At 58.2% G+C, this 22,208-nt stretch carries 20 protein-coding genes; 8 read left to right on the forward strand and 12 right to left on the reverse strand.

Going from position 1 to position 22,208, the window contains the following annotated elements; all coding sequences use genetic code 11:
• Positions 1 to 9: 9 nt before the first annotated feature.
• Genes hydE through DPEP_RS05990 form a run of 5 tightly spaced genes read right to left on the reverse strand, consistent with a single transcriptional unit; the run spans position 10 to position 4,952 of the window.
• On the reverse strand, positions 10 to 996 hold the full coding sequence (gene hydE / locus DPEP_RS05970) for a [FeFe] hydrogenase H-cluster radical SAM maturase HydE (protein WP_005660462.1): 987 nt from the start codon (positions 994 to 996) through the stop codon (positions 10 to 12).
• Positions 990 to 2,213: a [FeFe] hydrogenase H-cluster maturation GTPase HydF gene (hydF, locus tag DPEP_RS05975; protein ID WP_005660464.1), complete on the reverse strand. Its 1,224-nt coding sequence runs from the start codon at positions 2,211 to 2,213 to the stop codon at positions 990 to 992. Before hydF ends, hydE begins: the two co-directional genes overlap by 7 nt.
• A gap of 13 nt (positions 2,214 to 2,226) precedes the next feature.
• Entirely contained in the window at positions 2,227 to 2,766 is a 540-nt protein-coding gene (locus DPEP_RS05980) for a nitroreductase family protein (RefSeq protein WP_005660465.1), read from the reverse strand.
• The gene (locus DPEP_RS05985; protein ID WP_005660467.1) at positions 2,759 to 3,550 is read right to left on the reverse strand and encodes a nitroreductase family protein; all 792 of its coding nucleotides are present in this window, start codon (positions 3,548 to 3,550) and stop codon (positions 2,759 to 2,761) included. Before DPEP_RS05985 ends, DPEP_RS05980 begins: the two co-directional genes overlap by 8 nt.
• A 49-nt stretch (positions 3,551 to 3,599) precedes the next feature.
• A complete protein-coding gene (locus DPEP_RS05990; protein WP_005660469.1) occupies positions 3,600 to 4,952 on the reverse strand; it encodes an MATE family efflux transporter in 1,353 nt (450 codons plus the stop codon).
• Between the two features lie 211 nt (positions 4,953 to 5,163).
• Between DPEP_RS05990 and DPEP_RS05995 the strand changes: the two genes are divergently transcribed.
• Positions 5,164 to 7,305 carry a methyl-accepting chemotaxis protein gene (locus DPEP_RS05995; protein WP_040382441.1) on the forward strand — a complete coding sequence of 714 codons (2,142 nt, stop codon included), beginning with the start codon at positions 5,164 to 5,166 and terminating at the stop codon, positions 7,303 to 7,305.
• 43 nt (positions 7,306 to 7,348) lie between these two features.
• Here DPEP_RS05995 and DPEP_RS06000 read toward each other — a convergent pair whose 3' ends face one another.
• The gene (locus DPEP_RS06000) at positions 7,349 to 8,290 is read right to left on the reverse strand and encodes a YeiH family protein (protein WP_005660472.1); all 942 of its coding nucleotides are present in this window, start codon (positions 8,288 to 8,290) and stop codon (positions 7,349 to 7,351) included.
• 148 nt (positions 8,291 to 8,438) lie between these two features.
• Here DPEP_RS06000 and DPEP_RS06005 point away from each other — a divergent pair, with 148 nt between their 5' ends.
• The 7 genes from DPEP_RS06005 (at position 8,439) to DPEP_RS06035 (ending at position 15,789) form a co-directional block, all read left to right on the forward strand.
• The gene (locus tag DPEP_RS06005; RefSeq protein ID WP_005660474.1) at positions 8,439 to 9,347 is read left to right on the forward strand and encodes a LysR substrate-binding domain-containing protein; all 909 of its coding nucleotides are present in this window, start codon (positions 8,439 to 8,441) and stop codon (positions 9,345 to 9,347) included.
• A gap of 116 nt (positions 9,348 to 9,463) precedes the next feature.
• Positions 9,464 to 10,027 carry an ECF transporter S component gene (locus DPEP_RS06010; protein WP_198003046.1) on the forward strand — a complete coding sequence of 188 codons (564 nt, stop codon included), beginning with the start codon at positions 9,464 to 9,466 and terminating at the stop codon, positions 10,025 to 10,027.
• Positions 10,028 to 10,036: 9 nt separating this feature from the next.
• On the forward strand, positions 10,037 to 12,091 hold the full coding sequence (locus tag DPEP_RS12795; protein ID WP_156775080.1) for an ATP-binding cassette domain-containing protein: 2,055 nt from the start codon (positions 10,037 to 10,039) through the stop codon (positions 12,089 to 12,091).
• A gap of 234 nt (positions 12,092 to 12,325) precedes the next feature.
• Entirely contained in the window at positions 12,326 to 12,841 is a 516-nt protein-coding gene (locus DPEP_RS06020; protein WP_005660479.1) for a transcription repressor NadR, read from the forward strand.
• A gap of 42 nt (positions 12,842 to 12,883) precedes the next feature.
• Positions 12,884 to 13,078: a hypothetical protein gene (locus tag DPEP_RS06025; protein WP_005660481.1), complete on the forward strand. Its 195-nt coding sequence runs from the start codon at positions 12,884 to 12,886 to the stop codon at positions 13,076 to 13,078.
• Between the two features lie 2 nt (positions 13,079 to 13,080).
• Positions 13,081 to 14,523 (forward strand): sodium:solute symporter family protein, encoded by a 1,443-nt coding sequence (locus DPEP_RS06030; protein ID WP_005660483.1) that lies wholly within the window; start codon positions 13,081 to 13,083, stop codon positions 14,521 to 14,523.
• A gap of 51 nt (positions 14,524 to 14,574) precedes the next feature.
• Positions 14,575 to 15,789: a Zn-dependent hydrolase gene (locus DPEP_RS06035; protein ID WP_005660484.1), complete on the forward strand. Its 1,215-nt coding sequence runs from the start codon at positions 14,575 to 14,577 to the stop codon at positions 15,787 to 15,789.
• 136 nt (positions 15,790 to 15,925) lie between these two features.
• Here DPEP_RS06035 and DPEP_RS06040 read toward each other — a convergent pair whose 3' ends face one another.
• The 6 genes from DPEP_RS06040 to DPEP_RS06065 all read right to left on the reverse strand — a co-directional run bounded on the left by DPEP_RS06040 (position 15,926) and on the right by DPEP_RS06065 (position 22,190).
• A complete protein-coding gene (locus DPEP_RS06040) occupies positions 15,926 to 17,305 on the reverse strand; it encodes an alanine/glycine:cation symporter family protein (protein ID WP_050771304.1) in 1,380 nt (459 codons plus the stop codon).
• Positions 17,306 to 17,496: 191 nt separating this feature from the next.
• Positions 17,497 to 18,294 carry a putative hydro-lyase gene (locus DPEP_RS06045; RefSeq protein WP_005660489.1) on the reverse strand — a complete coding sequence of 266 codons (798 nt, stop codon included), beginning with the start codon at positions 18,292 to 18,294 and terminating at the stop codon, positions 17,497 to 17,499.
• Complete coding sequence (locus DPEP_RS06050) at positions 18,291 to 19,064, reverse strand: LamB/YcsF family protein (protein ID WP_005660492.1); 774 nt, start codon at positions 19,062 to 19,064, stop codon at positions 18,291 to 18,293. Before DPEP_RS06050 ends, DPEP_RS06045 begins: the two co-directional genes overlap by 4 nt.
• A 16-nt stretch (positions 19,065 to 19,080) precedes the next feature.
• Positions 19,081 to 20,145: a 5-oxoprolinase subunit C family protein gene (locus DPEP_RS06055; RefSeq protein WP_005660493.1), complete on the reverse strand. Its 1,065-nt coding sequence runs from the start codon at positions 20,143 to 20,145 to the stop codon at positions 19,081 to 19,083.
• Entirely contained in the window at positions 20,142 to 20,885 is a 744-nt protein-coding gene (gene pxpB / locus DPEP_RS06060; RefSeq protein ID WP_005660496.1) for a 5-oxoprolinase subunit PxpB, read from the reverse strand. Before pxpB ends, DPEP_RS06055 begins: the two co-directional genes overlap by 4 nt.
• Positions 20,886 to 20,966: 81 nt before the next feature.
• Positions 20,967 to 22,190, reverse strand: coding sequence for an NRAMP family divalent metal transporter (locus DPEP_RS06065; protein ID WP_005660498.1), 1,224 nt, complete (start codon positions 22,188 to 22,190; stop codon positions 20,967 to 20,969).
• Positions 22,191 to 22,208 lie beyond the last annotated feature (18 nt).

Raw genomic sequence — 22,208 nt, forward strand, 5'->3', positions numbered from 1 at the left:
GGAGTCGGTCTAGATCGACTCCACCCTCCTCTTCCACGATATCGAGTCCCCTTTGCCCATGTCCATCCGCCTTCCCGCCTTTATCAACGTCTCGGATATGGAGTCAAGCTCCGGCAGATGGTCCAGTTTCAGGGCGGTCTTGCCCGGATAGAGCCTGTAGTGATCTCGATAGCGAGGCGGAGTTATGTTGGGCATGAGGACGTTAGCCCCGGCGGCAAGCATGGCCTCTCGTCCCCCGGGAGACAGAGAACCGGCGGCGGTTGTGGCCGGTATGTTGGCGTCGGGCAGCATCAGCCTGAGCATGGCGGTGAGCCTGACCGTCTCCTCCATGGATCCGGACGGACAGTGGGCCAAGGGGGTCTCTGGGTTGGCTATGAAGGGCCCTATTCCCACCATGTCCAGGTCGAGGTCCCTGCACAGGGCCAGATTCCCCTGGCTTATCTTCTCGGTCTCGCCGGGCAGTCCCACCATGAAGCCCGAGCCCAGCTCGATACCGGCCTCCCTCAGGTCGATCAGGGCCTTTAGGCGTTCCGAGAGGGAAACCCCGTCCCTGAGCCGTCTGTGGAGCTCGCCGTCGCAGGTCTCGAACCGCAGAAGATAGCGGTCCGTTCCGGCGGAGGCGAGGGCTCGATAGTCCTCTCTCTCCATGATGCCGCAGCTCAGCGTTACAGCCGCCTCCGGAGCCCGTCCTTTTATGACCTCCACGGTGCGGCAGAGCCTCGAGGCCGACCATGCCGGGTCCTCTCCTCCCTGAAGCACGAAGGTCCTTATCCCGGTCTGGTATCCCAGATCCACCGAGGCTAAGATCTCCTCCTCGTCCAGGCTGTACCGACGAACCCGGCGGTTGTCCCTTCGAAGGCCGCAGTAGAGGCAGTTCTGGCGGCATCGGTTGGTGAACTCCAGCAGCCCGCGGATCCACACTCCGTCGCCGTATCGGTTCTTCCTGACGAGGTCGGCCTGATCGATCAGGGGCGTTCCGCTCGCTCTTCTCAGCACGACGCGCCTCTGTAGAGAGCGTGCTCCACCGGGAAGGGTTCGAGGGCTCTCGGGAGGAGTCCGTTGCCCCAGGCGAGGAACAGGCCGTAGTTCGTCCCCGGTACGTTGGCCTCCTTCAGCAACGATATCCGCCTCATCATGTCTCTTCTGGTGACCATACAGCCGGCGCAGTTGATCACGAAATCGTAACCGCTAAGCTCCCGAGGGGAGGGGATGTCCTGCTTTAGCTCGAAGTATACGTCGGGGCGGACCTTCTTTCTGAACAGTTTCGGTATCTTCACTGTCCCTATGTCGTCGTTCATCCTGTGATGTCTGCAGGCCTCCAGCACCAGGATCCTGCCTCCCGAAGGTATCTCGTCCAGTCTGGCCAGTCCCTCCACGAAGAAACCCAGGTCTCCCTTTTTTCTGGCGAAAATTATTGAGAACGACGTGAGCAGTTGGTCGCTCGGAAGGGTGGATCCGACCTCGGCGAATGCCTGACTGTCCGTCACAACCAGTGCGGGGCGGTGCTTGAGTCCCAAGTAGCAATCGTTCAGTCTCCTCTCCGTGCAGATCGCCATGGTGCAGTCCTTGTCCAGAATATCCCTTATCGTCTCCACCTGAGGCAGTATCATTCTGGCCTTCGGAGCGGATTCGTCTATAGGGGTGACCAGCAGCACGGTCTCTCCCGCCTGTACCAGACCCTCCAACGGGGTTATCTCCCTCTCTACATGGTCGGAAAAGCGTTGGAGAGCCCTGTCCAGGTCCTCCAGTCCGAATCCCGATCGGTTGTCCACGGCTATCCTCCTGAAGCCAGATGCGAAATGCCGCTTTTCGTCGCATACGCCGGAGTCGGCGAAGGTAAGCACCGTCAGACAGGGCAGGTTCCGACGTCTCAATTTCTCGACCGCGGTCTCCTCTTTCGCCGTAGGGGGAATGTCTCCCCTGGTTACGAACAGGACTATGTCCGCCGTCTCCAGTTTGCGCTCGCTTCTCTCGACCCTCATGGATCCGAGCTCGTCGTCGAAGTCGTCGAATCCGGCGGTGTCGACCACCGAAACCGGGCCCAGAGGCCCCATCTCCATGGCGTGGATCACAGGATCGGTGGTGGTGCCCGGCCGGTCCGACACTATGGATGCCGAGGTGCGAAGCAGGTTGTTGGTCAGGGAAGATTTGCCGCTGTTTCTAAGTCCGTAGATCACCAGGGTCAGCCTTTCCGCCTTGGGGGTGGTCAGCATGGGAGCCCTCCTCTCACAGATAGCGACGGATATTTTCCCGGTCTTTCCTCTTTTTCGGCCTCGGCCTGTCGTCGGGCCATCCGACGGTCAACATGACGTCCAGCCGCGAGGTCTTCGGAAGCCCGAGGGCCGCTCTGACCGCCATTTCGTTGAACCAGCCTATCCAGCAGGTTCCGAGTCCCAGCTCCGCTGCCTTGAGGGTCAGGTGGTCCACCGCTATGGCTACGTCCATGGTCTCGTACCTTACGTTCCGGACCATTCCGGCGAGCCACGGGGCGGTCTTTTCCCGCTTCAGCGTCTCCACCGCCACTATGACCGGGGCTTCCTGGACGAAACGGTTCAACCCCCTGCCGTATATCCCCGAGTTCATGGCGTCTGCAACCGCATTTTTAGCCTTCTCCGATCGACATACGTGGAAAAACCAGGGCTGGGAGTTGCAGGCGCTGGGAGCCATTCGGGCCGCGTCCAGACAGGTCTCGAGGATTTCCTCGGAAACGGGGTCGGGGCTGTATTTTCTGACGCTCCGTCTTCTAATAATCAGGCTGTCAATCATGGTCCTTCGGTTCCTCTCCGAGCCACCGGGAGATGGCCGCCTTTACCGATCTCGACATCTCGAAGGAGAAGGGGGCGCCGTTTTTTCGAAGGTACATTTTCTGCGCTCCGTTTTCCGCAGGGGCGCCGATCTTCGTTATGGACCACAGTCGTCTGTGGTCTTCCATGATATCGAAGACTTTTTCGTCCGCCTTTCGATAGACGTCTCTGTGGACGACGATCTCCATCGGAAGTCGCCCTCTTCGTGGAGGCCGTTCTCCGTCGGGATAGTGACCGTAACATACCAGAGCGATCGGAAAGGTCCATCTGGGAAGCTCGAAGATGTCCCTGTGTCTCTCGTAGTTTTCCATGATATCGCCTATATAGCACGATCCTATACCCAGGCTTTCGGCCGCTATTACCGAGTTCTGTGCGGCTATCAGGGCGTCGCAGCAGCCGAGCATCAGGTCCGATTCCTCGGGCTCCCGCCAGGTCAGTCCGTGTTCGTCGCACATTTTCGGCACCCCTCCGTGGACGAAGAAATCGTGCCATCTCTGCTGATCGGCCAGAAAAAGCAGCACCAGAGGGGCCTTGGCTATGAAGGACTGACCGTCGCAGGTCTCGACCAGACTTTCCTTGACTGCTTGATCGGTTATCTCGATTATGGAGTAGAGCATCATGTTTCCCGCCGTTGGAGCCGCCATAGCCGCCGATAATATGGAGAGGCGTTCCTCCTCGGAGATCGGACGATCCGCATAACGGCGCAACGACGTTCTGGTTTGCAGCGTTTTTTCCGTGGCGTTCAATTTAAACCCTCCTTATAATTAACGAACAAGCGCATGTTCAAAATACGCGTCAATTCACCTGCGAGGGGATCAATCTTTTTCTGTACCTGGCCAAAAGCCACATGGTCAACGATGCGGAGGCTATGTCGGCGGTAGGGTAAACCAGGAATACGCCCAACAACCCCAGATAGGGAGGCAGTATCAGGGCAAGGGGGATCAGGAGGAGAACCTGTCGACTCAGGGACAGCACCATGGACGGTCTGGAGAAGCCCAGCGACTGAAAGGTGGCTGTCCCTATTATCTGAAAGCCCACGACGAAGTACATCGATATAGCCACCCTGATGAAGCTTTTAGTGGTGTCTATCAGGGCGGGAGAGTCGGTGAACACCCTCACCAGAGGTCCCGGTACCGTCAGAAGCAGGGCCGAGGTGCCTAGGGATATTATCGAAGCCGATATCAGAGCCAGTTCCACAGCTTTCTTGGCCCTCATGTTGTCTCCCGCTCCGTAGGCGTACCCGACTATGGGCTGAAGGCCCTGGGCTATGCCGAAGATGGGCATTATGCTCAGGCTCAGCATTTTCTGAACGATGCCCTGAGCAGCCATGGCGTCGGTGCCTCCGTAGAAGCTGAGGCGGTTGAGAATGAGAACTCCCGCTACAGACTGGGCAGATAGCCTGGCGAACTCGGACCCCCCGACTGTCATGATCTCTTTCAGTATGGACCATCGAGGTCTCAAATTGGAGATGTGCAGCCTTACAGAGCTTCTGCCGGGAACCAGATAGTGGGCTACGGCCCATAAGAAGGTCACTCCCTGAGCTATGACCGTGGCGACGGCAGCTCCCGTCACCCCCATTTTCAATACGAAGATGAATATGGGGTCCAGAGCGATGTTCGTGACCGCCGAGAGGATCAGTGACATCATGGCGACCTTGGCGCTGCCCTCGGACCTTATCACGCAGTTCATCGTCATCCCACAGACCAGCAGGGAGGACCCAAGAAATATGGCCCCCAGGTAGTCTCGAATCAACGGAGCCAGCTCCGACGGAGCGCCGGTCAAGGCCACCAGGGTCGGCATAGAAAGTCTTCCTGCAGCGGAGACGAAGAGCCCCGCCACCAGTGCCATGAAGAAGGCGTTCCCCAGGGCGACCTCCGCTCGTTCGCTGTCTCCGGCTCCGAGGGAGCGGGAGACCAACGATGCGGCTCCGACCCCGACCATCATGGCCAGGGCGTGGACTATGAACTGTATCGGAAAGGCCGAAGCGATGGCTCCCAGGCCCAAAGGGCCTACCCCTCTTCCCACGAATATGGTGTCCACCACGTTATAGGACGCCATCACCAGCATTCCCGTCATGGCGGGTATGGACAGCTTGGTCAGGAGTCTCCCGACCGGCTCTTTTCCTAAAAACTCGGTCCTGTCCTTCATCGCAGAACCCTCCTCTTATCTTAATGTCCCGGGTATTATACACGTTTTTCCCCTTGATCCTCTTGACATTCCTTTACTTTTTGTGGCTCTAATATATAAAGAAGCGGGCTTATCTCCGTTCCACGGTTCTGAAGAGACCTCGATGTGTTACCATATGGTAAAGGTTCGATCCTTATTAGGAAGTCTTAATAGATTGGAAGAGGTGTTGCGAGTGGGGTTCAAGCGGAGTCTACAGCTCAAGATAGTGGCGATGGTACTGACGGTGGTGCTCGTGGTGTTCGCCGGAATGATCGGGACCATCTCCTACATGAATCGCAGGGAAAGTATGGAGCAGGCCAGGGATCTGGCCATGAGCCGTTCGACCGAGTTCGCCAATCAGATGAAACTCCGGTTGGACTCGGGGCTGGAGGTGGCTCGGACTCTGGGGCACGTGTTGGAGGGGCTGGTTCGCACCGACGAGGGCAACCGGGAGATGGTTAACAGCATCCTCTCCGAGACCCTGAAGGCCAATCCCGATTTCTTCGGACTATGGACCTGCTGGGAGCCGGACGCATTCGACGGCCAGGATTACGCCTACGCCTACATAGAGGGACACGACGAGACCGGCCGCTTCATTCCCTACTGGTTTAAGGACGGAGGCGAGGTGAAGCTGGTCCCTCTTGAGGGATACGATACCCCCGGAGAGGGAGATTTCTACCTGGTGCCGATGGAGAGAGGAAGGGAGACCATTTTGGAACCCTTCCAGTACGACACGGGAGACCGAACCGTGACCTTGACCAGTCTCGTAGTTCCTATAGAGATAGACGGGACCAAGGTAGGAGCGGTCGGAGTAGATATTTCTGTAGACTCTTTGAACGGTATCAACGACGAGGCCAAACTCTACGATACCGGCTTCGGGCGGCTTATGTCCGCCAAGGGGGTCGTAGTGGCCCATCCGGATCACGACAGGATAGGAAAGCCCATAGGCGAGACGGTAGGGGATAGGGGAGCATACTTTCTGAAAAAAATCGCTTCCGGCGATAGCTGGTTCGACGAGGCATGGTCTGTCTCATTGAACGACATGGTCTATAAGGCATTCGCCCCGGTGATCGTAGGAGATACCGGAACGCCCTGGAGCTTCGGGGCCGTCATAGAGAAGGGCGAGGTCATGGAGGCCTCCGATCGGATGCTCTATTTTACGTTGGTGATAGCGGCGGCGGGGCTCGTCTTGGTGGTCGGAGCCGTATGGCTGGTGGCGGGAAGAATCGTTCGTCCCCTCAGAAAAATCTCGGAGATGGCCGCTAGAGCTCAAGAGGGCGACCTCACCATGACCAGGGAGGACTTCGGAGTCGACTCCGAGGACGAGATCGGAACCGTCGTGGACGGCCTCTCCGCCATGGTGGCCTCCCAGGCCGAATCGGTGGCCCAGATCGACATGGCGGCCAAGGCGGTGTCCCGTATATCGAAGGAGCTTCTGGAACTGTCCGGCAGGACCAACTCGTCGGTGGAGACGGTTGAGACCGGGCTGGCTCAGACCTCCGAGCTCTCCGAATCGAACAGCGCCTCCATAGAGGAGACCACCGCTGGGATAGAGGAGGTCGCCAGCGGAGCCCAGACCATGGCGAAGTCCGCGGCGGACGGAGCCACTGCGGGACGGGAGGCTGGCGAGACAGCCAGGTCCTCGGTGGACAAGGTGGAGGCGGTGGTCCGTGATCTCTCGGACGTGGAGAGACAATCGGCCGAGAGCGTAGAGGCCATGGAGGAACTTGGGGCGGCCGTCAGGGACATCGCCGGATTTGTCGAGACCATAACGGCCATAGCCGATCAGACGAACCTTCTGGCCCTGAACGCCGCGATAGAGGCGGCCCGGGCGGGCGAAGCCGGAAGGGGATTCGCGGTCGTGGCTGAGGAGGTCCGCAAGCTGGCGGAGGAGTCCAATTCCGCCGCGGGAGAGGTAGCCAAGCTTATGGAGGGTCTTGAGGCCAACTCCAGACAATCCATAGCCGTGACGGAGGAGACCGGCAAGGTCATCACCGACATAGTGGCGAGGGGCAAGGAGGCCGGGGCGGACCTGAAGGACGCTCTGGGAAAGATCTCCACGGTCGTGGAGGCCATAGACAGCGTGGCGGCCATATCGCAGGAACAGGCGGCCTCCAGTCAGGAGATGGCCTCCGCCATGGACCAGATAACCATGGGGACCACGAAGATAGCCGAGTCCGTCAGGGAGATGACCGAGTCGGCCGGAGAGGCCAGGAAGGCCGCCCACTCTGTCGCCGAGATGGCGAAGGAGTTGGACCTCCAGGGAGATGACCTGACTGCCAGGATCGCCCGTTTCAAGGTGAGGGAGGGCGAAAGGGCCATAGTCTCCCGATAGCCGCCATATAGAAAAGCGCCCGTCCGATCGGACGGGCGCTTTTCTATATGGACAGATCCACCAGGCCGGACTTTATCAGTCCCAGCGATATGGAGGCGACGAGCATCCATAGGGACAGGGCGCAGATAAGGGGCCTTCCTCCCGCCTTTCTCAGATCCTCCAGGGTCAGCCCCGCTCCCACCAGGAACAGAGTGGCGGTCATGAGCCTCTTACCGACGGAGGCCAGAGTAGTCCAGGCCGGATCGGCCTGGGGCAGGAGGGTACGTATCAAGGCGGCGGCGAGAAATCCGACGAGAAACCACTGTATCCTGGCCTTCGAGTTCCTCCTGTGAAGCCTTGCGGCTGCGAAGGATACCGGCACTATCCACAGGGCCCTGGTCAACTTAACCGTGGTGGCCAGGGCTAGGGCGGCCATCCCGTAGGCGGCTCCGGCTCCGACCACGCTGCTGGTGTCGTGTATTGCCAGGGCAGCCCAGAGTCCGAACTGATCCTGGGTGAGGCCGAAAAAGTGTCCTATCGGGGGGAAGATCACCAGGGCGACCCCGTTGAGGAGGAATACCACCGCCATGGCCACTGCCGTGTCCGCTCCGGACGCCCCGATGGCCGGAGCTATGGCGGCTATGGCGCTTCCTCCGCATATGGCTGTGCCTCCGCTGAGGAGGGTGGACAGATCTCTATCCACTTTAAGGGCCTTGCCGAGAGCCCATCCCAAGGCCAAGGTGCATCCTATGCTTACCGCCGTTATGCCCAGCGACTCGGAGCCGACCTTGAGGACGACCCCTATCTGAAGACCGAAGCCTAGAAGGACCACCGAACCCTGAAGCAGATATTTCCCCGCTCTGGACGTGTAGGCCCTGGCGGGGTTCCCCACGGTAAGCCCCAGCAGCGCCCCTATGCACAGCCCTGTCGCCGGTGAAGAGGTCGCAGCGCTCAGCATGAAGGCCAGGACCAGCCAGGGAAAGGGGCCTCTCGTTATGTTTCCCATTTTCGCATCTCTCCGTTTCGTCCAAGTCTTTGCCTCTAAAGACCGGCGTCAAAGCCCTCTCGGAGAACCGGCGTTTTTAGCGGCACCCGTATATTACATTCGGAGGATCGTTGCATCCAACTCATGGATATGATATGTTTCATCAATTATGTCGATCGATAGAGACGTCACCATAAGACAGATAGAGATATTCGCCGAGGTAGCCAGATCGGGCAATTTGACCTCCGCCGCGGGAAGGCTGGGGTTGTCCCAGTCCGCGGCCAGTATGGCTCTGAAGGAGCTGGAGAGGCTTCTGGATGGGCCGCTTTTCGGAAGGATCGGACGGGGCTTGGTTTTGAACGACAGAGGCAGGCTCCTGCTTCCTCTGGCGGAAGACGTCCTGGGCTCTGTACGGGATTTCACCTCTGTGGGGCGCTCCGGAGACGAGCCGTCCGGAGATCTCACGGTGGCCTGTAGCACCACCATAGCCAACTACCTTTTCCCCTTTCACATGAAGGCCTTCATGGACGAATATCCCAGGATCTCTTTGATCCTGAAGGTCGGTAACACCATGGAGATAGAGGAGGAGATATCGAAGGGCTGTGCCGATATAGGGCTGGTGGAGGGGGAGCTTAGAGGAGAGCACCTGAGATCCGAGGACTGGATAAGGGACGATCTGTCGATATTCTGTTCGCCTCAGGATCCTCTAGCCAGGGAGAGCCTTGTCTCGCCGATTCGGCTGTCGAAGGAGTGCTGGATTTTGAGGGAGGACGGTTCCGGCACCTTGAGCACCATAATGGCGGCGCTGGACCGGGAGGGGGTGTCATTGTCCCGAACCGTCAGGATAGGCCACACCGAGGCCATAAAGAGGGCCGTCGAGGCCGGTATGGGCATAAGCTGTCTCTCCCGGTTCGCGGTGGAGAGGGAGGTGGCCCGGGGAGATCTGGCCCTGGTGGACACGTCTTTGACTCCGAGTAGATGGTTCCGGATTATCACCCACCGTAGAAACGGAGGAGGCCCCGCCTTTTCCGCCATGACGGGGTGGCTGAGGGACCACAGGTTCTCGGTCGGTCTCTAATTCTACAAGAATAACAAGAAAGAATAGAGCTCTTTTCTTTTTGTTGGGACTCCCCTATAATTTCGGTCGGGCCTCCTCCGTTGGAGGTTATCGACTTTATGAAAAGGGGTAGTGGTATGAAAAACAAGACTCTGGTTCTCATGGCTCTCTGCATAGCGATAAACATGGGGTTGGGGCAGATCGCATCCAGCCTGAAGCTTCCCATCTTCCTGGACTCAATAGGGACCATATTGGCGGCCCTTCTCATGGGGCCCTGGGTAGGTATGGCTACCGGTCTTTTCACCAACCTAATATGGGGGCTTCTCACCGGCCCCATAGCGGCGGCCTTCGCCCCCGTAGCCATGGTGATAGGCTTGGTGGCCGGATTCACGGCTCGCAGGGGGATGTTCAGGTCCCTGCCCATGGTCGTAGTCTCCGGCGTCGTGATGACGATCTTCGTCACGATCGTGGCAACCCCCATAAGGACCTATCTGTTCGGAGGAGTTACAGGTTCCGGAGCGGATTTCTTCGTGGCCTATATGAACGCCGTCGGACAGAATCTGTTGAAGTCCGTCGCGATCACAGTTATAGGGAGCAACCTGGTGGACAAGGTGGTCAGCTGTCTCATCGGCTGGATGTTGGTGAAACGCCTTCCCGAGCGGATACGTTCCCTCTTCCCGCTTGCGGGCGAGGCGGTCTGATCTCCCTTGGTGTACTTTCTATTTTGGTCTTTGTGGGTCGGAAGCTCCATGGCGCTTCCGGCCTTTCCCTTTGTGGCTGTCATGGCCTGCCTATCGTCCTGTTCCCTGATCTTATGGCCCAGGGCCAGGCATCGTCTGATATCTCTGGTCTACCTTATGGTACCTCTTGCCCTTGGCTTCTGGCTTATACACGGCGGCTTTTTCGCCAGACTCGTAGGATCGGAAGCCGTCGGAGCCAGGCCTCTATGGGCGATGGGGCTGTGGCTTCGTATCCTGTCGGTGGTGTCCATGTCACAGCTTCTTCTGGAGTACTTTCCTCCGAGAAGGATCGTGAAGGCCCTTTTGAACGGGCCGGCTCCCGATGGGATCGCCTATCTGATGGCGAGTCCTCTGCTGCTGGCCGAACAGATCAAGGTCAGGATAGGGGAGATTCGAGAGGCCCAGCTCGCAAGAGGCGTCAGGGTAAAGGGGTCAATTAGGGAGCGGTTCTCGTCTCTGTCCGCTCTGGTGTTTCCCCTGGTGTTGGGGTTGTTGAACGATCTTCCGGCAAGGAGCGCCGCGTTGGACATGAAGGGATTCGGTTTTTTCCCCGGAAGTTCCAAGAAAAAAGGTGAAGAAGAATCCTTGAAATTACCGGAGGATAGTTTGACGGAAGAAGACCCCGTCTTGTCCGTGGACCGGTTGGTCCTGCGCTCTTCCAAAAATGGAGAACCCGTATTGGAGGTTCCTGAGCTTACGCTATTTCCGGGAGAATGGCTCTTGGTGGAGGGGGGCAACGGAAGCGGCAAGTCCAGCCTGGCCGCCGCCCTATCCGGGGCGATTCCGGAACATAGAGGGGGGTACCTGGAGGGGACTGTCTCAGTAACGGGTAAGGATATCCGTCCTTTAGGATGTCTCCATCTGTCCGACAAGGTCCAATGGGTGCAGCAGATACCGGGGCTTTCCATGTCGGGGTGTTGCTACTCCGTCTGGGACGAGATCTCTTTCGGTCCGGGGAATCTGTCGATTTCCCCCGAAAAGGTTGAGCTCAGGGTGAAGAGGGCTATGGATTTGCTCGGCATATCCCATCTTAGGGATAGAAATCCGATCGAACTGTCCGGCGGAGAGGCCCAGAAGACTGCCTTTGCCTCCTCTCTGGCCATGTCTCCCAGGCTGTTGATCCTGGACGAGGCCTTTTCCAGGATAGCCTCCGCCGACGTACCTGTGATAGCTGCAGGGCTCAGGGAATGGTCCGGGGAAAGCGGCTGCTCCGTGGTGCTTCTGGAACGGGACGGAGAGCCCTTTAAGGAGTTTTGCGATCAGAAAGGCTTTCTGGAGGGCGGATCGCTGGTTTTAGACGCAGGGGATCACGTTCGTCCTCGTCTCGAGGGGGCGGTCCAGGGAGGCGTCTCCGGAGGAAGATCTCTGCTTGAGTTCCGGGATCTTGGGTTTTCCTGGCGGCCCGAAAAACCCTCCGTTTTCGATTCTATAGACGGGGTGGTACGAGAAGGGGAGAGGATCGCCTTGGTAGGGCCCAACGGGGCGGGAAAGTCGACTTTGATGAGACTCTGCTCCGGATTGATCTCCCCCGATTCGGGATCTATCGAGCTGGACGGTCTGGACGTGGGATCCATGGATCCCGAGCTCAGGGCCTCCAGGGTCGGTTTTCTTTTTCAGGACGCGGAGAGGCAGATCTTTCACTCTACCGTGGCGGAGGAGGTCCTGTTTTCACTGAGGAAGGAACAGCTGTCGATGTCGGAAAAAGAGGCTTGCCTCGAGAGGGCTCTGTCCGACACCGGTCTCTCCGGTATGGAGAAGAGACACCCTCTAGACCTGAACTCGGCGGAACGACGGATGGTGGCCGTGGCGTCCCTGGCTGTCAAGGACCTTGATATGTTGCTGCTGGACGAGCCCACCAGAGACTTCGACAGCCGATGGATGATTATTTTCGAGAACTGGCTGGAGCGTCAGAGGGGAGCCGTGTTGGCGGTAAGCCACGATCCCGACTTCGTCTCCCGTTTCTTCCCGACAGTGTGGACCTTGAAGAACGGGAGCTTGGCCTCCCGGCGGATAGAGGTGTCTTGAGGGCATCTCTACGAGGAAACTCGGACGCGAGTTTTTAGAGATGTCCATCGGTACTTTTGACGACCTTGAGAAAGCCGTAACGAGTGCTCTCTATAAGGAATAGCTTATTTTGGGTTTGAAATATACGCATGGAAATAAGTTTCTAAATGGAGACTTATTTTTTTATTCTGCCTATCGCTCTGTTTCTTGTATGTCTGCTACTAGCTGCTATAATCTGATCGAGGAGGTGTCCCCATGGGAGACAGAAGAGACCGTCTCGACGCCTTGGCCGGTATCCTAAGAGGTTCGGAGGGGCCGATCAGCGGAGTGGAGCTGGCGGAGCGCTTGGGGGTAAGCCGTCAGGCCATAGTGCAGGACATAGCCACCCTTAGGGAGGAGGGGCTTCCGATAGTGGCAACGTCCCGAGGGTATAGAGAGGAGCGTCGTCCTCCCTCTTTCAGAAGGAGTTTCGCCGTCTGTCATCAGGTCGATCAGATATACCGCGAGCTTTCATTGGTCGTCTCCATAGGAGGAAGGGTCCTGGACGTCTTCATAGATCATCCCATATACGGCGAGCTAAGGGGCAACGTGGACGTAGGGTCCCAGGAGGACGTGGACCGATTTCTGACCTTGATGGAGACCACCGGTCGCCATCCACTGCTCTCTTTGTCCGACGGGTTCCACCTTCACACTGTGGAGGCCCCGAGCGAGAAGGTACTACAGGATATCGAGGAGGGACTGAGGAACGCCGGGTTTCTCGTGAGCTTCTAGCTTTTCGAACGATTCGATTACCCAGAAGGAAGTGTTGGTCATATGAGAAAAAAAGAAAGGCTTTGGTTGATGTGGATGGCTGTCGTTACAGTGCTGGACGTGGCCCTTCCCTTCGGTGTTTTGAGGGAAAGCGGGTCTTTGAGAGGGGCTTTCTCCGTTTGGCTCGTGTTGACCCTGGCGGTCGTCCTCTCCGGGGCTATCTATACCGGTTCCTGGGGAACCGAGAGGAGACCCTAGCCATGTCGGGAGTCATGCTGTCTTCCGGGATAGCCCTCTGGTTTCTTCTGGGTTCTCTGGTCTCCTGGCAGGCCCGTCGAAGAAGCGGAAGCGGCCTTTCCGATTATTTTCTGGCGAATCGAGCGGTAGGTGGTTTCGTATCGGCCCTGACCTACAGCGCCACCACCTACAGCGCCTTCATGATGGTCGGCCTAGTGGGGCTCACCTACAGGACCGGTGTGGCGGCTCTGGGTTTCGAGTTCACCTATCTGATCTTCACCGTGTTGTTGCTGGTCCTCTTCGCCCCCAGATACTGGGCGGCGGGACGGGCCTTCGACCTGGTAAGCCCTACCGAGCTTCTGTCGTTCCGTTATGGTAGCAGGAAGGTCGGTTTTGCCGCGGCCTGTCTCTGTCTGGTCATGCTTATACCCTATGCCTCGGTTCAGCTCATGGGGGTGGGGTATTTGCTGGAGACTTTGTCTGGCGGCGCCATTCCCTTCGTGGCCGGTTCCGGGGCGGCGGCCCTGATAGCAGTGACCTTCTGCCTGGCCGGGATGAGGTCAGTAGCTTGGACCGACAGCCTTCAGGCGTTGGTTATGTTCGTGGCCAGCCTCCTTTTGACTGCCTTCGTCGTCATACGCTTCTTTCCGGACGGCTTTGTCCTGGCCGTGTCGGAGAATCCGGATCTGCTCAAGGTCAACTGGTCCCTGCCTATGTATCTGGGGCTTACCCTGCCCTGGGCGTTCTTCGCAGTGACCAATCCCCAGGTCGTCCAGAGGCTCTACACGCCGGAGAATCCCCGAAGCCTCAGGAACATGATCCTCGGATTTTCCGGTTTCGGTCTGATATATACCCTCATATGCGGACTTTTGGGGTTCTCCGTCGCCATAATAAATCCGGGGCTGGAGAACGCCGACAGGGCCATGCCGGTGCTGTTGTCCCAGGTTCCGGTGGCTCTGGGACTGGTCGTTACTGTCAGCATAATGGCGGCGGCGGTGTCCACCCTGAACTCGGTGGTGCTGACCCTGAGCTCCATGTTCGGACGGGACGTAGCTCGCCCTCTTAGCCCCGGGATGTCGGAGGAGGGAGAGCTTCATGTCGGAAGGCTGATGATACCGGTCGTGGCTGTGGCCTGTTTCCTCTTCGCCCAGTTCCGTTTCGACCTCATAGTGGTGCTCTCCGCCATGGCCTCGGGAGGCCTGCTGATGCAGCTTCCAGCCGTGTTGGGGGCCTTTTTCTGGCGCAGGGGCACCGCCTGGGGCGCTCTTTCGAGCCTGGTGATAGGAGGGGCCGTGGTAGCCGGGCTCAGTCTGGCCGGCTTGAAACCCATGGGACAGTGGCCGGCCCTGTGGGGATTGGCGATTTCTTCCGTGACCTTCGTGGTGGTCAGTCTTTTCACATCCCCTCCGGAGAACTGTTCTCGGTTTTTCTACGGTATGAAAGGCGAGATGGAGGGACATTTTTAAAGTACAATATCCCCTGAAGGTGTTTATATCTTCCTGACAGGGGGTAACGAGATGAAAGACCGTGCCGTGAACAGGGCGAGGCTGAGGGATTCCATAGAGACTCTAGGTCGAGTCGGTCTGGACGATTCGGGTTTCAGGACCAGGCTGGCCCTGGACGACGGGGATAAGGCGGGCCGGGACCTGCTGGTCTCCTGGCTGGAGGCCTCGGGGTTGGAGGTCAAGGTCGATTCCATTGGAAATATCTTCGGCATCCTTCCCGGGGATGAGCCGGGGGATCCGGTCATGTTGGGTTCCCACATAGACACGGTCCGACATGCCGGAAAATTCGACGGCTGCGTCGGCGTTCTCGGAGGTCTGGAGGTGCTTAGGACCGTGGCGGAGAGGGGGATCTCTCACCGTCGATCCCTGGCTGTGGCGGCCTTCACCAACGAGGAGGGGGCCAGGTTCGCTCCGGACATGATGGGCAGTCTCGTCTTGGCCGAGGAGGTCTCGGTCGAGGATATGTATTCCCACGTGGACGACGACGGCGTCTCGGTGGGAGAGGAGCTCGAGAGGATAGGATATAGAGGTTCCGACCGGGTAAGGCCGTCGGCTTATCTCGAGATCCACGTGGAGCAGGGGCCCTATCTGGACATGAAGGGAGTTCCTCTCGGCGTGGTCGACGGAGTCCAGGGGATCGCATGGTGGCAGGGGCGCTACGTCGGCCAGGCCAACCACGCAGGGACGACCCCTATGGGAATGAGGAACGACTCTCTGCTGGCGGTATCCCACCTTCACGTGAAGATGACCGAGCTTGCCGAAAGCATGGGCGGATGTGCCACCATAGGCAGGATCTCCGTCGATCCCCACATAATAAACGTGATACCAGGGGAGACCGGCTTCACCCTGGACCTTCGCCATCCCGACAGGGAGAAGTTCGCCTCTATGAAGGAGGAGGCGGAGGGGACCATGGACGAACTGGCAGAACGTTTCGGCCTCGAGGTCCGATATTCCCGGGAGGCCGACGTCGCCCCCGTCTCCTTCGACGAAGAGCTGGTCTCGATGATCCAGTCGGTGGCGGACGAAAGAGGGCTCTCTTCCACTCATCTGTGGAGCGGAGCGGGACACGATGCCCAGATCATGTCCCACATAGTTCCCTCCGCGATGATATTCGTGCCGTCTATAGGGGGCAAGAGCCACTGCCCCCAGGAGGACAGCGATTTCGATCAGATAGCCGACGGGGTCGACGTGCTCTTAGAGTGTGCCGTGAGGCTGGCGAATCGATAGACGAGACGGAAAGGACGGGGTCGCACACGAAGCGGATTGCCGACTGTCTCCCCAGAAATTGGCAAACGGTCATGGCGGTATAGCCGTGACCGTTTGCTTGGTTATGTCGTGGATCTCCATCAAGTGGGATCTTGGGTTAGGAGAACTCCCCTTCTCTCCATCTCATGGAGCCGGAGAAGTAGTCGTTTTTGAGTTTTTTGATCTCCGGAGTGAGGGTCAGAAGGCCGATCATGTTGGGAATTATCACCATGGCCAGCAGTATGTCCAGAACGTAGAAGAGGGACGACAGCCCTCCCAGGGCTCCCCAAAAGATGGCGGCGACGTAGACGGTCCTCATAAAGAGGCTGAATCGATAACCGAATAGGAATTCGGCCTGTTTTTCTCCGTAGTACACCAGGGTTATTATGGTCGATATTACGAAAAGGGTCAGGGATATGGATATGGCCGTCGAGCCTATTTTGTCGCCGAAGACGGAGGAGAACGCATAGAGAGGCATGGTGGCCGCGTCCTTCGCCGGCAAGGCGGTCCAGGCTCCGGACACTATTATGGCCAGTCCCGTTACGGTGCATATTATCATAGTGTCGGCCACGATCTCGAATATGCCCCAGCAGGCCTGTCTACAGGGATGGTCGGTCACGGCGGTGCTGTGGGCTATCGGAGCGGTTCCCATTCCGGCCTCGTTGGAGTAGGTCCCTCTGGCTATTCCCCATCGCAGCGTCGCTATTATCCCGGCACCGCCGAATCCGCCTATCGAGGCGGTAGGGGTGAAGGCCGAACGGAATATCAGCGACAGGGCCTCGGGTATCTCGGACAGGTTGACCGCCAGCACCATCAGGGCGCCGATTATAAAGCATACGGCCATGGCTGGCACCATGATCTCGGCCACCTTCCCTATCCTGGTGATCCCTCCGAAGACGACCAGTCCCACCAGCACGGCCAGTACCGTCCCGGCTGCTATGCTTGATACTCCCAACTCGTTAACCGATCGAACCACCGAAAGGGACTGGGTGGCTATGGACGGTATGATCTCCAGCATCAGACAGAAGGAGAATGTCAGGCTGAGCCATCTGCCGATCCTTCCTCCGACGCCTTTCTTCAGGTAGTACATAGGACCTCCGACGAACTCTCCTCTGGCGTTTTTCTCCCTGTAATGGACTCCCAGGGCTATCTCGGAGAATTTGGATGCACAGCCTATGGCCGCTACTACCCACATCCAAAAGATCGCCCCCGGGCCACCGAAGGCCACTGCCACCGATACCCCTATTATGTTGGCCGCTCCGACCGTCGAGGCCAGGGCCGCAGTAGTGGCCTGAAACGGCGATATAGTTCCCTCTCCGTCCCTTTTGGAGGAGAAGATCTTTCCGAAAGTCTCCCTCAGTATCCTGCCGCAGTACTTGAACTGAAAGAAGCCGAGGGAGACCGTCAGCCAGACGCCCCCTCCGAACAGGAGTATCCGCATGGGCCATCCCCAAAGCCAGTTGGACAAGGCGGATATGAGTTCGTTAAACCCCATCATGGCACCATTCCCTTCCCGGTAGAATTGAAACTATCTTTCAGTATAGGTTTATTTGCTGAGGATATCAAGCAAGATAATCTATTTCGATGTATTTGAAATTTTGTATTATCAAAATGATACTCTTTATCTTTTTTTGACAAAAAAGAGGGACCTCGCAAAGGAGGTCCCTCTTTGGGAGCGTTTTCGAGAGATCAAAACACCGCCAGATCGGCATCCTTGGGGTCCAGTATCATCATGTGTCCCGGGGCGTGGGTTATCGCGAAGGGAGGTTTGCTGGCCATCAGCGCCGCCTGGGGCGTCACGCCGCATCCCCAGAAGACCGGGACCTCGCCGGGACGGATCGTGACCGAGTCGCCGAAGTCGGGTTTGGAAATGTCCTTTATCCCTATCGCCTCAGGGTCTCCTACGTGAACCGGGGCTCCGTGTACTCCCGGGAAGCGCCCTGTGCACAGAACCGCCTTGGGAACCTGTCTCGCCGGGATGGGCCTCATGCTGACCACCATAGGCCCAGACAGCCGACCGGCCGGACTGCACTTCATGGAGGTAATGTACATGGGAACGTTGCGGTTTTCCTCGATGTGCCTTATCGGAATATTCGCCTCCATGAGGGCGCTCTCGAAGGAGAAGGAGCAGCCTAGGAGGAAGCCGACCAGGTCGTCTCGCCAGTAGGAGCTTACGTCGGTGGGCTCGTCGATATTGACGCCGTTTTCCCAGACCACGTATCTCGGAATATCCCTGGATATGTCCGAGCCGGGGGCCATTATCCTGGCCTCGGTGTCGCCCGGTTCGGTGATGTCCAGTATGGGGCAGGGGGTCGGGTTTCTCTGGGCGAAGACGAGGAAGTCGTAGGCCCAGTCCTTGGGGAGGACTATCAGATTGGCCTGAACCCTTCCCTTGCACATTCCCGGGGTGGGCTTGGTCCATTCCCCTCTTCTGATTATCTCCCTGACCTCTTGGGGCGTAGATCCGCCGTAGTCCGTGGCTTTCATAGTTTCAGCACCTCCCTGAGATTGGCTATCTCTATTCCCTCCGCCTCCAGCGTATTTCTGAGCTCTCTGGACATCTCCACCGCCTCGGCGGTGTCGCCGTGTAGACAGATCGACTGGGGGCGAAGCTCTATATCCTCTCCGGACAGGGTGGTGACGATGCCCTCTTTTATCATCCTGACCACCCTGGACGCCGCTTCGTCGGAGTCGTGTATGACCGCTCCCTCCATGCTCCTGGGGACGAGGGTCCCGTCGGCCATGTAGGCTCGATCCGCGAAGGCCTCCGAAGCGAAGGGAACGCCCGTTTCCTCCGCCGCCTTCTGGAACAGCGATCCCGACAGCCCCATGAGGATCAGGTTATCCCCTCCGTCCTTCACGGCACCGGCTATGGCCCTGGCCATCTCTAGGTCCTTGGCCGCGGTATTGTACATGGCTCCGTGGGGTTTGACGTGCTGTAGCGAGGTTCCCGTAGCCCTACAGGCTGCGGAAAGGGCCCCTATCTGGTAGAGACAGTCGGCGTAGACCTGGTCGGGGGTACACTTCAGGTTTCTCCGTCCAAACCCGACCAGGTCGGGGTAGCCCGGATGGGCCCCTATGGCGACGCCTCTGGACGAGGCCATTTTCACCGTCTCGACCATGACCGACGGGTCTCCTGCGTGAAAGCCGCAGGCCACGTTGGCGGAGGAGACGCTTTCCAGGACCTGGCCGTCCTTTCCCATGGTGTAGGCGCCGAAGCTCTCGCCCAGATCACTGTTCAGATCTATCTTGTACATCTACGTCATGCCTCCTCTAGATTTTCTCCCATTGGACCTCGTAGGTTTCGCCGTCGACGGTGATGCGACATTGTCCCTCCGTCGTCGGTTCGGACCGTTCCCTTTCGTCTCTCGTCGGATCGGCTATCCAGCCTTCAAGGGCCAGTCTGAGGGACTCCAGTCGACCCTTTTCCTCCCTGGCCTCGATTATGGCCTGATCCTGGCTCATGGCGGAGAAACGTACCGGTTGTCCCGGGAGCCTCTGGGCAAGCCTTGCCACCGAGTTGGCCGTGAGGACCGCTATCTTCGTATAGCCTCCAGTGGTTTGTCTGTCCGCCATCATTACGATCGGTTGACCGTGTCCCGGAACCTGAACCGCCCCGAGACATATGGCGTCGGAGACTATGTCCGCACCGTCGACGTGTTCTATGGTCGGTCCCTCCATGCGGTAGCCCATTCGGTCCGCCGCGGCGGAGACGACGTATTCCTCGGATAGGAAGGTCTTTATTCCCTCGTCGGTGAAGAGATCGTCCTGAGGGCCGGGTACCACGTCCATCGGTCGGGAGGGGGAATAGTCCGGCCTGAGTTCTTCGGGGCATACGAAGCCGACGCACCTCTCCCCTAGGATGTAGGGAGAGCCTGTGTCCAGCTCGTCTCCGGCCTTGAGGGCTCTGCCCTGGAGGCCGCCTATCTTTCCCCTCAGGTAGGTGGAGCGGCTTCCCATGAGAGGCGGCACGTCTATTCCTCCGGAGACGCATAGATAGCCTCTGCACAGGCCGTCCTTCATCCCGGAGAAGGAGACAACGTCGCCGTCCTTTACCGCGACGGTCGTCCAGGGTTGTACGTGGGTTCCGTTGACCGTCATGCCCAGGTCTCCTCCGGCGAGAGCCACGATTCCACTTCCTTGAACCGAGAGCTTTGGGCCCACGACGGTTATCTCCAGGGCGGCAGCCCCTGGGTCGTTGTGGACCATGATGTTTCCTCTGCGAAGCGCCATGGGATCCATCGCTCCCGCTACGGGCATCCCTATGGCCTGATGTCCCCATCTGCCCAGGTCCTGCACGGTGGTCAATATGCCTGGAGATCGGACGAGCAGCTTCATAGTGTCCCATCTCCTTTCTCGACTATCTCCAGCTCGTAGGCGTTTTTAATCGCCTTTTCCCTGATGTCCAGATATTCGTCCTCCCCGACCGGGCGGAATCGAATCCAGAGCCCTGCTTCGAGAAGGGTGGCGGGTTCTCTGGCCGGGTCGTACATCACCAGGGGTGTGCGCCCTATAAGCTGCCAGCCTCCGGGGCTGTCTATTGGGTAGATCCCGGTCTGCTTGCCCGCTATGCCGACGCTGCCCGCCGGTATCAGCTCTCTGGGGGTCTCCAGTCTGGGGGTGGCTATGGATTCGTCCATTCCTCCCAGATAGGAGAATCCGGGGGTGAAGCCCAGCATGTAGCAGTAGCAGCTGTTGGAGCAGTGACGGTGTATGACCTCTTCCTCGGATATCCCGTGGTATCTCGCCACCGATTCCAGATCCGGTCCGTATTCGCCGCCGTAGCATACCGGAATGATAGCCTCTTTGGATCCTATCTTGACTTGCTCGTCTATCGATCCAATCCCGGCCGATATTTCCTCTCGAAGCCTGTCCAGGTCCGTCTCCACAGGGTCGAAGTAGACGGCCAGTGATCGATATGTGGGCATTAGCTCCATGATGCCGGGAACGGGACGGGCCTCCAGTCTGGATCTAAGAGCCTGTACCTTGGCGTTTATCTCCAGGGCTATGGCGTTTCCGAAATCGACGACCAGGCAGGAATCTCCGGCTGGCCGTATCCTTGGTTCTATCTCGTTCATCGGCGTCTCCTCCTAATCGACGTGGCCGGGAGCATCGTAGGCTCCCGGCTTCATTATAGTCCTACGGTCGATAGCGTCCTATCAGGAGAACAGCGCCATGATCTTGCTCAGGGATTTGACTCCCATCCACATGGTGAAGGCAGCCATGACGTAGCCTATGATGGACATCCACATGGGGTGTCTGTAGTTTCCGACGATGTCCTTTCTGTGGGCCGCTAGAAGCACCGATATCAGGGCCAGAGGCAGTATAAGCCCGTTGATCGATCCGGCGAAGATCAGCAGAGCCACCGGTTTGCCTATCGTAGCGAGTATTGCGGTGGAGAAAACTATAAACCCTATCATCCAGGCCCTGTAGTGATCTCCTACCGATTTGAAAAGCGTTCTGAGGAAGGATATGGACGTGTAGGAGGCACCTATGACAGAGGTGACCCCGGCGGCCCAGAGGATTACCCCGAAGATCTTGTAGCCCAGGTCTCCCGCTCCAATCTGGAAGGCCGATGCGGGGGGATTGGTCGGGTCGAGGGGGTGCCCCATCATGACGACTCCCAGGATCGCCAGGAAGAGGAGGAACCTCATGACTCCGGTTATGGCTACGGCGTTGATGGACCCCTTGCTTATGGCGCCGATGTTTTCCTCTCCGGTGAGGCCGGCGTCTATTATCCTGTGGGCTCCGGCGAAGGAGATGTATCCTCCGACGGTTCCTCCGACAAGTGTGAGGACGATCATCCAGTCGATATGGGAGGGTAGCACGGCCTCTTTAAGGGCGGCTCCTACCGGAGGCTGGGTCTTGAAAACCATGAACAGCACCATGGCTATCATCACGAAGCCCAAAATCTGGGTGAACTTGTCCATGGCGTTGCCCATCTCCTTGCGGAGGAAAATGAATATTGCTATGAGGGCGCTGATCGTCGCTCCGACCGGTATGGGAAGGCCGGTCAGGACGTTGACTCCCATGGCCGCCCCTCCTACGTTGCCTATGTTGAAAACCAGACCGCCTAGGGCTACAGCGAAGGCTATGAAATATCCTAGGCCCGGAAGCACCTTGTTCGCCACGTCCTGGGCCCTCATTCCCGATACCGCCAGTATCCTCCAGATGTTCATCTGGACCACTATATCGATCAGCACCGACGCCAGTATGGCGAAGGCGAAGGCCAGCTGCATCTTCTCCGTAAAAACCGCCGTCTGGGTCAGGAATCCCGGACCTATGGCGGATGTGGCCATTAAGAAGGCCGCTCCCATCAGCACGCTTAAAGTGCTGCCCTGTTTCGCCTTTTCGTCTCCTAAAGTGATCTTTTCCGTGGACATAAAAGCACCTCCGATATA

The organism is Dethiosulfovibrio peptidovorans DSM 11002 (genome assembly GCF_000172975.1).
GTDB lineage: Bacteria > Synergistota > Synergistia > Synergistales > Dethiosulfovibrionaceae > Dethiosulfovibrio > Dethiosulfovibrio peptidovorans.